This is a genomic window from Flavobacterium sp. 103, from assembly GCF_003096795.1.
Taxonomy (GTDB): domain Bacteria; phylum Bacteroidota; class Bacteroidia; order Flavobacteriales; family Flavobacteriaceae; genus Flavobacterium.
Genome location: NZ_QENX01000001.1, coordinates 735,192 through 746,974, shown reverse-complemented (window position 1 = coordinate 746,974; position 11,783 = coordinate 735,192). Strand labels below are relative to the sequence as shown.

Below are 11,783 nucleotides of genomic sequence, written 5' to 3'. Positions count from 1 at the left end.
TTGGATATTCTTTGTTTTTTGTTGCTTTTTCTTGAATTAATTTGACTCTTTTGCTTAAAATAAAGAAAAGTTATTCGATAAAAATAAAATAAAAATTTTTCAAAATACAATTTTTCAATTCCGAATATATAAAGTATTTTTGCGCATGCAACACAACGTACTTATTTTAGATTTCGGATCGCAATATACACAGCTTATTGCGCGTAGAGTTCGCGAATTAAATATATTCTGCGAAATTTTTCCTTACAATCATTTTCCAGATGATTTATCAAGTTATAAAGCCGTAATTCTTGGAGGAAGCCCTTTTTCTGTTAGAGGAGAAGATGCACCGCATCCAGATTTATCACAAATTAGAGGTAAGCTTCCTATGCTTGCCGTTTGTTACGGAGCGCAATATTTAGCCCATTTTAGTGGAGGAGAAGTTGCTGCTTCAAACACCAGAGAATACGGAAGAGCGAATTTATCCTACATTAAAGAAGGCGAAACTTTCTTTGACGGCGTTTCTGAAAACAGCCAGGTTTGGATGAGCCATAGTGACAGTATTAAAGCATTGCCTGCAAATGGAGTAAAATTGGCAAGCACACATGACGTTGAATATGCCGCTTACAAAATTGAAGGAGAAACAACTTATGCTATTCAATATCATCCTGAAGTTTTTCACTCTACGGATGGTTCAAAAATGTTAGAGAATTTCTTGGTGAAAATTGCCGAGGTTCCTCAAAATTTTACACCAAACGCTTTCGTTGAAGAAATCGTAGCTGAAATGAAAGAAAAAATCGGAAACGACAAAGTTGTTTTAGGTCTTTCTGGAGGTGTAGATTCAACTGTAGCTGCGGTTTTATTAAATAAAGCAATTGGGAAAAATCTGTATTGTATTTTTGTAAACAATGGATTGCTTCGTAAAAATGAATTCCAAAGTGTTTTAGATCAATACGAAGGAATGGGATTGAACGTAAAAGGAGTAGATGCTTCCCAACGTTTTTATGATGCTTTAGCAGGAGTTACTGATCCGGAATTAAAAAGAAAAGCAATCGGAAATGCGTTTATCGAAGTTTTTGATGCAGAATCACATCTTATTGAAGACGTTACTTGGTTAGCACAAGGAACGATATATCCTGACGTAATCGAATCGGTTTCGGTAAAAGGACCATCGGCAACTATCAAATCACACCATAATGTGGGTGGTTTACCAGATTATATGAAACTTAAAATTGTTGAACCTTTGCGTATGCTTTTCAAAGATGAGGTGCGTAGAGTAGGAGCAACATTAGGAATTGATCCTGAATTATTAGGAAGACATCCTTTCCCGGGACCAGGATTGTCGATTCGTATTTTGGGAGATATTACCTTAGAGAAAGTGCAAATTTTACAGGATGTAGATAAAGTCTTTATTGACGGATTGAAATCTTGGGGATTATATGATAAAGTATGGCAGGCAGGAGCTATTTTATTGCCAGTAAATAGCGTTGGAGTAATGGGCGATGAGCGTACTTACGAAAAAGTGGTTGCCTTGAGAGCTGTTGAATCAACAGACGGAATGACTGCGGATTGGGTACATTTGCCTTATGAATTCTTGATGAAAGTGTCGAATGATATCATCAATAAAGTAAAAGGAGTGAATCGTGTAGTTTACGATATAAGTTCAAAACCACCAGCAACAATTGAGTGGGAATAATATAATTTTTTTAACATTAAGTCGTTACATTTGTAACGACTTAATTTTTAAAATTATATTTATGAAAGGACTTTTAAGAGTTTTATTATTTATCGGTTTTGTTTCAAATGTCTCTTTTGGGCAGCAATCTGTAGCAAAACACACAGTTTTAAAAGGCGAAACAATCCCCCAAATCGCTCAAAACTATAACACTACTCCTTCTGAAATTTATAGACTTAATCCAGAAGCCCAAAACGGAATCGCAGAAAACCAAATGCTTAACGTTCCAGAATTACTTCCTCAATCCAAAAATACAATTACTCATACTGTTGCCCCAAAAGAAACATTGTTTGGGCTAGCGACAAAATATAATATCAAAGTCGAAGCCATTCAAAGTGCAAATGCAGTTGCTCTAGCCAATGGATTGCAAGTAGGACAACAATTAGTTATTCCACAAGAAAATACTCAGAAAACAGAAACAGTTATTGCAAAAAATACTCATTTGGTTCAGCCTAAAGAGTCATTATTCAGCATTGCCAGACTTTATAATGTATCTGTTGAAGATTTAGATAAAGCCAATTCGGCTATTTTAAAAGACGGATTGCAAGTAGGGCAAGAAATTAAAATTCCAAACAAAAAGAAAACTCTTGACGGTAGAGTGCGGGTCATCAATGCCGAAACTGTTTTTTATGTGGTAAAAGCCAAAGAAACCAAGTATTCTATAGCAAAACAATTCGGAATAACTGTAGAACAAATGGAATCTCAAAATCCTGAAATTGTAAACGGATTAACTGAAGGAAATAAATTGGCTATCAATGTAAAAGAAGTGAAGCCAACCAATGAAAATGAAGAATTGATGCTTGCTTTGGCAGAAAAACAAGTTGTGGTAGAAAAATCCAAGGCTAATGCTAAAGAAATTAATAGCCTTAAAGAAAAACTAGTATTACAAGAAGAAATTAATCAAAAGGTGATTAATGTAAATGGTCTTTTGGTGAATCTAAAAGAGATTGAAAATACCAAAGAAGGTTCGGCCGAAAAACTTAAATTGGTTTTGGAGGCCAATAAAAATATTCAGGAAATTCTTTTGGTCAAATTGGATTCATTAGTGAAAACAATGGGTAAAGATTTGAATGAATTGAAAAAAACAGAATTGGTCGATCTTGACGAATCCATTCGTTTGCAAAAAATATCCAATGAGAATATCCAAAAGACGAATGAATTGTCACAACAGCTTAAAAAGCAATTGGCAGAGAACAGAAAAGTATATTCTGGTTTGATGGACAAAGCAGAGCGAATTGTTGTAGAAGAGAATCAAGAATACAAGAAAAGTATCAGAGAAAACAGTAAAACAAAGGTTGATCAGAAAACTGTGAAATTTACTCCGGTGGATTTGAAAAACATGGAAATGGAACAAAAAACTCGTGATTTGAATAACATGAAGTTGATAACAAAACTGGATTCCTTAAATAATGAGAGTAAGTCAGAATTGAAATTACATATCAGTAAGGCTGCTTTTTATAGTAAACAAGCTCGATTGTTTGATGATAATTTGGCTAAATTAAAAAATCAAAGTTATCAGAATAAAGCATACGAATCTCAAACTAAAGCTAAGACAGCAGTGGTGTCTAAATCACTTACTTTAGATCAAATTAAAAAAGAGTTGGCTAAGCAACCAGCTAAGGTCAAAGCAATTAAAATTGAAAAAATTGAAGGTGTAAAGGATTTGAAATCTGGATATTATGTTGTGTTGGGGAATTTTCATGTAGCTAGTGAAAGAGATGCTTTTATTCGAAAATTAACCGATTCAGGTTCTTTGGATGCTAATTTTTTCTATAATATTAATATACTTTCGTATTATGTTTATTCTAAGACCTTTGCTACAAAAGAAGAGGCGCAATATGAGTTTGTTCAAAAACAAGGAAAACCGCTTTTTGAAAAAATGTTTATTGCTAATATAATTTCCGAGAATACAATTAAGGAATAAATTAACAACGATAGAAGGAATATTTGCCATAAACACAGTATTTTTACTGAATTAAAAACACACATGAACCACGCTAATATGAACTATTTTTCAGTAGTATTTTGTACTATTTTATTTTCTGTTACTTCAAGTTTTTCGCAAGAAAAAGTAGAGAAATATGTTGTTGGTAAAGGAGAAACGATTGCCCAAATAGCCCAAAAGTTTAAAACAACTCCCTACGAAATTTACAAACTCAATCCAGATGCACAAAACGGACTGAAACCTAATAGCATATTGCTGATTCCAAAAAACAATGGAAAAAGCAGCCTGACTTCGACAAAAACGGTAACGCAACAGCCAAAAACGCATGTAGTGATTGCCAAGGAAACTTTATTTGGAATTGAAAGCAAATACGATGTAACCGACGAAGCTTTGAAAAAAGCCAATCCAGATCTTGAGAAATATGGTTTGCAGATAGGTCAAGTTTTGAATATTCCTTCAAAAAATAATTCAAAAACTCCTGTAGTGGCAAAGAATGTAGCAATTTATCATACAGTACAGCCAAAAGAAACCAAGTATTCGATTGCCAAACAATATGACATTACTATTGAAGAATTGGAACGAAAAAATCCTGAGATTGTAGCCAATTTAACTATTGGGTATGAGTTGTTGATAAAAGGAAACGGAAGTAAAACAGCAGCCAAAGTTGTTCCTGCCGAAACAAAAGTTGTAAGTGAAAAGCATATTGCTGTTAGTGTTCCTGAACCAGTAAACTATATTGATTATACAGTCAAACCAAAAGAAACATTTTATAGCTTATCTAAAGTATTTGGATTGACACAGCAACAATTAATAGAATTGAATCCAGCTTTATCAGCAGGTGTTCAAGAAGGAATGGTTTTGAAAGTACCATCGAAATCAAATCAAATTGCGGTAAATTCTGCCAAACAAAAAGTTGTTTTGACAAAAAAAAATAGTCAGGACAAAAAGACTTTGGTGTTGCTGTTTCCTTTTAATATTGCCAAAAATGGGGGAGACACTATCACTTCAACCGTTAATCGACTGAACAATGATAAATTTCTGAATATGACTTTGGATTTTTATTCGGGTGCATTGATGGCGATAGATTCTGCTAAACAAGTGGGGATTTCTATGGATGTAAAAATTTTTGATTCCAATGAAACCAAAACGACTTCAAACGTTAGTTCTGTTTTTAGTGATAACAATCTTACCAATGCTGATGCGGTAGTGGGGCCATTTTATCAAAGCAATGTCGAAAGAACAGCTAGTTTACTTACTCAAAATAATGTACCGGTTATTTCGCCATTGTCAAAAGATGCTGGTAATCCAATGCCGAATTTATACCAGTCAATTGTATCAACATCTGTTATGAAGTCAGCGATGTTTGATTTTTTAACTGCTAAACAAGGGAATGTAATAGCAGTGATTGATAAGAAAAAAGAGACTATCAGAAAATACATTTTAGAAAATCAAAAAGAAATAAAAATAGCTCCATTGACAGCAACTGGTGGTTTGGATGTGGAAAATTTTAAAAGATTATTGGTAACAGACAAAATGAATTATGTTATTTTGGAGACAGGTAATACAGGAATGATTAAATACACGATGAATGCTATGCTTGGAGTTATGGCTAATTATCAAGTGCAATTGGTTATTTTGGAACCTAATGAGACTTTGGATACAGATGAAATAAGTTTTGAGAATTTGACAAAACTGCATTTGATGTATCCTTCTGCAACTCGTGAAAATAATACTCCTGAAGCTCAACTATTCATGCAGAGTTACAGAAAGAAGAACAAAGTCAATCCAAGTACTTACGCAATTCGTGGTTTTGATATTACTTTTGATACTATGATGCGCTTGTCACAAGATAAAACCTATCAGGAAACAGCCGAAACAATGATAACCGAACAAGTTGAAAATAAGTTTGATTATCACAAAAATGAAGAGGGCGGATATGCTAATAAAGGAGTTTATATCCTGTATTACGATACCGATTTGACTATTAAAGAAGCGAAGTAGTGTTTAGATAGCAGAAAAAAGAAAACAGAAAATTCAAAAAAATGACTTCAAAAGTAACTTATTTAGGGGATTTACGAACTTCCTCTATACACATACAATCGGGCAGTGAAATCCTGTCGGATGCTCCGGTTGATAATAATGGAAAAGGAGAAGCTTTCTCTCCAACAGATTCGGTTGCCAATGCTTTGGCTACCTGTATGATGACGATTATGGGGATAAAAGCAAGAGATATGAATGTTGATTTTAAAGGTTCAACTGCAGCGGTGACAAAAATCATGAATGCCGAACCAAGACGAATTGGAGCTATCGAAATTGTTTTTGAAATGCTTGGAGTTTCAGAGCAAAAAGATAAAACGATTCTGGAAAGAGCCGCTATGACATGTCCTGTTTTCTTGAGCTTGAATGCCGATATTGAGAAGCGAATTACTTTTAATTGGAAATAGAAGGTAGTGTTCAATTTTATGAACCCCATAACTCATAATTCATAATTCTTTATTTTGGATCAAAACCAAAAACAACTCATAAAACTGGCTCACACCAAAATGCCTTTTGGTAAATACGAAGGCTGGTTTCTTATTGATATACCCGAGTATTATATAGTTTGGTACAGTAATAAAGGTTTCCCCAAAGGAGAACTGGGCGATCAATTGAAATTAATTTATGAGTTAAAACTCAACGGACTCGAAGAATTAATTCGAAACATAAAAAAGAAGTACCCAAAACCTTAATTTAATTGTGGGGTTTGCTAGATTTTTAGATGGGTAGATTAAAGTTGTCTGCTAATTAGCCAATTATCCTACAAGTCTAAAAATCTAATATTGGACACTCCAGTATTCCAATTAAATTTGTACTTTTGCCACGTTTTTTACATAACTACAATACAAACAACAACAGAATGAATCAAACGAAATATATTTTTGTTACAGGTGGTGTGACTTCTTCTTTAGGAAAGGGAATTATAGCAGCATCTTTGGCAAAATTGTTACAAGCTAGAGGTTATAGGACGACAATCCAAAAATTTGATCCTTATATCAATGTCGATCCAGGAACTTTGAATCCTTATGAGCACGGAGAATGCTATGTAACGGATGATGGTGCGGAAACTGATTTGGATTTAGGACACTACGAGCGTTTCTTGAATGTGCCTACTTCTCAAGCCAATAATGTAACTACAGGTAGAATATATCTTTCGGTAATAGAAAAAGAACGTAGAGGAGAATTTCTAGGAAAAACCGTTCAGGTTGTACCTCATATCACTAATGAGATTAAAGAAAGAATGCAATTGCTTGGTAAATCGGGCGATTTTGATATAGTTATAACTGAAATTGGAGGTACTGTTGGTGATATTGAGTCTTTGCCATACATCGAATCTGTGCGTCAGTTGGTGTGGGATTTAGGTGAAAATAATGCAATTGTTATTCATTTAACTTTGGTTCCTTATTTGGCTGCAGCTGGAGAATTAAAAACCAAACCAACACAACATTCCGTAAAAACCTTGATGGAAAGCGGAATCAAAGCTGATATTTTAGTTTGTAGAACAGAGCATGAGATTTCAGATGAAATTCGCAACAAATTAGCGTTGTTTTGTAATGTAAAAAGAGAAGCGGTTATTCAATCTATCGATGCTTCTACAATTTATGAAGTTCCAAATTTAATGTTGGAAGAAGGACTGGATGTTGTGGCGCTGAAAAAATTGGATTTACCTAAAAAAGCAGCTCCGGATTTAAAAAACTGGAATACTTTCTTACGTAGGTTGAAATTCCCAAAACATACCGTAAATATCGGTTTGATTGGAAAATATGTTGAAATGCAAGATTGTTACAAGTCAATTCTTGAGGCTTTCATTCATGCAGGTGCTGCAAATGAAACTAAAGTTAATGTTATTTCTATACATTCAGAATTTATAGATTCTGAGAATATTAAAGAAAAATTATCCGGTTTGGATGCCATTCTAGTGGCTCCAGGTTTTGGAGAAAGAGGAATAGAAGGAAAAATTGAAGCGATTCGTTATGCCCGTGAAAATAAAGTTCCGTTTTTCGGAATTTGTTTGGGTATGCAAATGGCGATTATTGAATATTCCAGAAATGTATTAGGATTGGCAGATGCTAATTCTACCGAAATGAATGATAAAACTTCAAATCCAGTAGTGAATTTGATGGAAGATCAAAAAAATGTAACTGACAAAGGTGGAACAATGCGTCTTGGCGCATGGAAATGTGATATAACACCAGATTCATTGGCATTTAAGATTTACGGAAAGACGTCAATATCGGAGCGTCACCGTCACCGTTACGAATACAACAGTCAATATGTGGATCAATTGCAAAAAGCGGGATTAATTTCTTCTGGTGTGAATCCTGATACTGGTCTAGTAGAGATTGTTGAATTAGCAGATCATCCTTTCTTTATCGGTGTACAATACCACCCAGAATATAAGAGTACTGTAGCAAATCCGCATCCTATTTTTGTAAGTTTTGTGGCAGCAGCTGTTAAGGCGAAAAAGAAATAAAAGCTTATAATTAGATTTTAGGAATGATTTTTGTCAAAATGTAACATTAAAGATATTTTGATGACTAACGAAATCAGTTTCTATTCATCTAAATTAGAAATAAGAAAACAACAATAAATAAAATGGAAGAAAAAAAATTAGACCTTAACTCGGTTATAGGTATTGTATTAATTATTGGTATTTTTCTTTGGATGATGTACCAAAACAAACCTTCAGAGGCGCAAATTGCTGCAGAAAAGGCTAAAAAAGAATTGGTTGCAAAAGAAGCACAAGCTAAAGCGGCAGCCGTAAAATCAATTGAAACTCCAATGGCTGCTGTTGCCGGTGATTCTACTCAATTGGCTCAATTGCAGAAAACTTTAGGTGGTTTTGCTTATTCTGCGACTTTACCTTCGGCAAAAAATGATGTTACAACAATCGAAAATGATTTTGTATTATTAAAAATTGCTAACAAAGGAGGTTACATTGTAGAAGCTACTTTGAAGAATTTTGAAAAATTCAAGAAGAATTCTGGTCAGTTGGTTTCTTTGATTAAAGACAACAATGCTGATTTAAATATTCAATTGCAGACAAGTGATAATAGAGTTTTGAATACAAAAGACTTGTATTTTGAGCCTACATTAACTAAAGTTGGTGCTGATCAAATTCTTTCGATGAAATTGAAATCAGGTCCAAATGAATTCTTGGAGTATAAATATATTTTGAAACCAAACGATTATATGGTTGGTTTTGATATTCGTTCCCAAGGATTGAATAAAGTATTGAATACGGCTAAACCTTTGGATTTACAATGGAATTTGAAATCGTTTAGAACAGAGAAAAGTATTTCTTATGAAAATAGATTTTCTGAATTGCGTTTTCAGTATAAAGATGGAAAGCATGATTACGTAGGTGCAGGGAAAGACAAGGAAGAAACTCCAGAGAAAGTAGATTATATAGCTTTCAAACAACACTTTTTTAGCTCTATTCTTTTGACCAATACTTCATTTGAAAAAGCAAGTTTGAAATCAAATAACTTGGTATTGGATGAAACAAAAGATACTATTTTTACTAAGCAGTTTAATGCTACAGTACCATTGGCTTTCCAAAATGGTGAAGTGGACTATAAAATGAATTGGTACTTTGGGCCAACAGATTATGCGACTCTGAAAGCTTATGATAAGGGTATGGAGAAAATAGTTCCACTGGGTTGGGGTATTTTTGGATGGATTAATAAATTTATCTTTATTCCATTATTTGGATTTTTGAGTAGTAATATTTCTTATGGGATAGCGATTATCATTTTTACGATTATCATAAAAATAGCAATGTCTCCCATTACTTATAAATCATTCTTGTCTCAGGCTAAAATGAAAGTATTGCGACCTGAGATTACAGAATTGGGTGAGAAATTCAAAAAAGACCCAATGAAAAAGCAGCAGGAAACAATGAAGCTGTATTCTAAAGCGGGTGTGAATCCTATGGCGGGTTGTATTCCGGCCCTGATTCAGATTCCATTTATGTATGCTTCGTTTCAGTTTTTTCCATCAGCTTTTGAGTTGAGACAAAAAAGTTTCCTTTGGGCAGATGATTTGTCTTCATTTGACTCTGTTTATAAACTACCATTCCATATTCCATTATACGGAGATCATATTGGTTTGTTTCCATTAATGGCTGCCGTAGCAATTTTCTTTTATATGAAAATGACTTCTGGGGATCAACAAATGGCGGCTCCGCAGCAAGAAGGAATGCCGGATATGGCTAAGATGATGAAATATATGATTTATATTTCACCACTTATGATGTTGATTTTCTTCAATAGTTACGGTGCAGGATTGAGTTTGTATAACTTCATGTCGAATTTAATTACAATCGGAATTATGTTTGTGATCAAAAATCATATTGTGGATCCAGATAAGATTCATGCTCAAATTCAAGAGAACAAATTGAAAGAGCCTAAGAAACCAGGTAAATTTCAACAAAAACTGCAAGAAGCGATGGAACAAGCCGAAGCTCAAAAAGCAAAAAAGAAATAAATATAAATTGAATATAAGTAAAAAAGCTCCTGTTTACCAGGAGCTTTTTTGTTTTAACAAAGTAGATTAACAACCAATTAATTATATTTATTAAAACGTGGGTAGTAGAACTTTGTCTAATACGTGTATGATTCCATTGGAACATTGAACATCGACTGCAATGATATTGCAATTTCTTCCGCTAACGTCCAATAATCGGGTAGGAGTAAATTTTACGGTAACATTTTGACCGGAAAAAGTAGTTACGACTTGATCATTTGTCAATTGTTTTGATTCTACATTGGCACCAGCAACTACATGATATTTTAATGTTTTTTCTAGTACATTGGCGGGAATAGCAGATAATCCAGAATAACCGGTTTCTGTTAAGAAAGCTCCAAATGCATCATTTGTTGGAGCGAAAACCGTGAAAGGTGAACTTGCTGTTCCAGACAATATTCCTGCAAATCCTGAGGCTGGATTATAAGTTAATGCAGCTACTAATGTGGTAAAGCTTGGATTGGCAATCGCATGATCTACAATCGTAGGAAGGCCTATTACAGCATCTACAACATGTATTACTCCATTTGTCGCCATAATATCAGCGGTAACCACTTTGGCAACTCCATTCAATTTTACTCCAGATGAAGTATTGACAAACATGCTTAAAGTGTTAGTTGTTGATGCTCCGCCTTTGGCAAGGGTTTTAATGTATCCCGTTGTTAAATCAGTAGATTTTACTTTGCCACTTACTACGTGATTTAGCAGTATTTGAGTTAACGCAGCTGTTGGTACATCTTTGATGGTAGCGTAAGGTGTGGTTTTGAGAAAAGCGGTAAACGCGGCATTTGTAGGTGCAAATACGGTATAAGGTCCAGCTCCTTTTAAGGTTGTTGCTAAATCGGCTTTTGTTAATGCTTCAACTAAAATTGAGAAATCTGGATTACTTGAAGCAATTCCTGTAATCGTATTATCTGCAACTGGTGTTGGAGTGGTGTTGTCATCATTGTTGCATGAGATACCAATGATTAATAAGAGAACCAAAGCTATTTCCTTTTTGAATTTTAATAAATTTTTCATCTTGTTGTGGTTTTATGTTTAATAATTAGTTTAAATTCTTAAACAAAACTAGTGATTTAAATAATTAGTTGTTTGATAAAAATTAAAAAAAATTAAACAAAACCAAAAATTTATGATTTTTTTTAAAAGTGTTTAATCGTTTATAAGTACTTGTAAATCAATTATATGTAATGTTTTAAAGGGTTGCTTTATTTGTTTGATATTGATTTAGGCGTGATATAGTTAAACATTATAAAAAAAAAATTTTTTTTAATGTATTGGAATTTTGGGTTGGCTGCTTTTTAGGATCAAATTTTTAGACAATAAAATCCAATTGATGATTTTGTTGTAAGTTTCGATTTCATTGAATTGGCTAAATCAGAGACTTAAAGTACTAGAAAATTGTTTTTAGGTAAAAGATTCTTAGCTTTTTTATTGTTCATAAATGAGATTATGTATTTGTAAATTATTTATCGAAATCACTTTAAATTTCTAATTTATGCATCCATTAGTATTTGGTTTTAGTTCAGTAATGATTATGTCTAAAATTTGATTGTAAAG

General features: G+C 33.5%; 8 protein-coding genes. 7 read left to right on the top strand and 1 reads right to left on the bottom strand.

Annotated elements, in window-relative coordinates:
* Positions 1-145 precede the first annotated feature (145 nt).
* The 7 genes from guaA to yidC all read left to right on the top strand — a co-directional run bounded on the left by guaA (position 146) and on the right by yidC (position 10,184).
* Positions 146-1,675, top strand: coding sequence for a glutamine-hydrolyzing GMP synthase (gene guaA, locus C8C85_RS03040; protein WP_116795763.1), 1,530 nt, complete (start codon positions 146-148; stop codon positions 1,673-1,675).
* A gap of 61 nt (positions 1,676-1,736) precedes the next feature.
* Complete coding sequence (locus C8C85_RS03035) at positions 1,737-3,638, top strand: LysM peptidoglycan-binding domain-containing protein (protein WP_116795762.1); 1,902 nt, start codon at positions 1,737-1,739, stop codon at positions 3,636-3,638.
* 63 nt (positions 3,639-3,701) lie between these two features.
* The gene (locus C8C85_RS03030; protein ID WP_243412037.1) at positions 3,702-5,660 is read left to right on the top strand and encodes a LysM peptidoglycan-binding domain-containing protein; all 1,959 of its coding nucleotides are present in this window, start codon (positions 3,702-3,704) and stop codon (positions 5,658-5,660) included.
* A gap of 41 nt (positions 5,661-5,701) precedes the next feature.
* Positions 5,702-6,103 (top strand): OsmC family protein, encoded by a 402-nt coding sequence (locus C8C85_RS03025; protein WP_116795760.1) that lies wholly within the window; start codon positions 5,702-5,704, stop codon positions 6,101-6,103.
* Positions 6,104-6,157: 54 nt separating this feature from the next.
* Positions 6,158-6,388: a DUF3820 family protein gene (locus C8C85_RS03020; protein ID WP_116795759.1), complete on the top strand. Its 231-nt coding sequence runs from the start codon at positions 6,158-6,160 to the stop codon at positions 6,386-6,388.
* A 167-nt stretch (positions 6,389-6,555) separates the two neighbouring features.
* The gene (locus C8C85_RS03015; protein WP_116795758.1) at positions 6,556-8,169 is read left to right on the top strand and encodes a CTP synthase; all 1,614 of its coding nucleotides are present in this window, start codon (positions 6,556-6,558) and stop codon (positions 8,167-8,169) included.
* A 122-nt stretch (positions 8,170-8,291) separates the two neighbouring features.
* Positions 8,292-10,184: a membrane protein insertase YidC gene (gene yidC, locus C8C85_RS03010; protein ID WP_116795757.1), complete on the top strand. Its 1,893-nt coding sequence runs from the start codon at positions 8,292-8,294 to the stop codon at positions 10,182-10,184.
* Positions 10,185-10,274: 90 nt separating this feature from the next.
* Here the strand turns inward: yidC and C8C85_RS03005 are convergent, their stop codons facing one another.
* Entirely contained in the window at positions 10,275-11,243 is a 969-nt protein-coding gene (locus C8C85_RS03005; protein WP_116795756.1) for a fasciclin domain-containing protein, read from the bottom strand.
* Between the last annotated feature and the right edge of the window lie 540 nt (positions 11,244-11,783).

Bases quoted from the DNA above. Each gene is read 5' to 3' on its own strand.
- yidC (WP_116795757.1), top strand. From the start codon at position 8,292: ATGGAAGAAAAAAAATTAGACCTTAACTCGGTTATAGGTATTGTATTA.
- C8C85_RS03025 (WP_116795760.1), top strand. From the start codon at position 5,702: ATGACTTCAAAAGTAACTTATTTAGGGGATTTACGAACTTCCTCTATA.
- C8C85_RS03015 (WP_116795758.1), top strand. From the start codon at position 6,556: ATGAATCAAACGAAATATATTTTTGTTACAGGTGGTGTGACTTCTTCT.
- guaA (WP_116795763.1), top strand. From the start codon at position 146: ATGCAACACAACGTACTTATTTTAGATTTCGGATCGCAATATACACAG.
- C8C85_RS03035 (WP_116795762.1), top strand. From the start codon at position 1,737: ATGAAAGGACTTTTAAGAGTTTTATTATTTATCGGTTTTGTTTCAAAT.
- C8C85_RS03030 (WP_243412037.1), top strand. From the start codon at position 3,702: ATGAACCACGCTAATATGAACTATTTTTCAGTAGTATTTTGTACTATT.
- C8C85_RS03005 (WP_116795756.1), bottom strand. From the start codon at position 11,243: ATGAAAAATTTATTAAAATTCAAAAAGGAAATAGCTTTGGTTCTCTTA.